Raw genomic sequence first — 444 nt, 5'->3', positions numbered from 1 at the left:
GAGGCCCGCGCAACCGGGTCTCGCGCGGGCCGCGCTGGGCCGCACCGCAACCGGCGCGGTCGAACCCGTCGTGCACCGTCGACTCCGGGCGCCGGCGCGAGACCGGGATCGGAGCGTGGTAGCTGCGGTGGATCATCGGTGCGCTCATCGTCGTCCTCCTCGTTCGTATGTTCGATGAACTTATGTTCGAAGTTCTACCACGCCGGTCTGACAAAGTCTCGCAACACGTCGAACAAATGTTTGATCGCCTCGAACATATTCGCTACGGTTGGGACATCCAGGAAGAGGGAGACGAATCATGACAAGGAAGAAGACATCGTCGTCGGGCTTGACCGATTCGCCCGAAGAGATCGAGGCGACGCTGACCAAACGTCAGCGCGACGTGCTGGCAGTGATCCGCAAGTCGGTCCGCGACCGCGGGTATCCGCCGAGCATCCGCGAGAT

General features: G+C 62.6%; 1 pseudogene. It reads left to right on the top strand.

Annotated elements, in window-relative coordinates:
- Positions 1 to 298: 298 nt before the first annotated feature.
- Positions 299 to 444, top strand: a pseudogene (locus B4L26_RS17330) (repressor LexA); the annotation flags it as partial.

Origin of the sequence: Gordonia sp. UBA7599, from assembly GCA_002477755.1 — a bacterium.
In the GTDB taxonomy this organism is placed as follows: domain Bacteria; phylum Actinomycetota; class Actinomycetes; order Mycobacteriales; family Mycobacteriaceae; genus Gordonia.
Note: the sequence above shows the minus strand (reverse complement) of the source record. Positions and strands in the feature narration are given on the sequence as shown.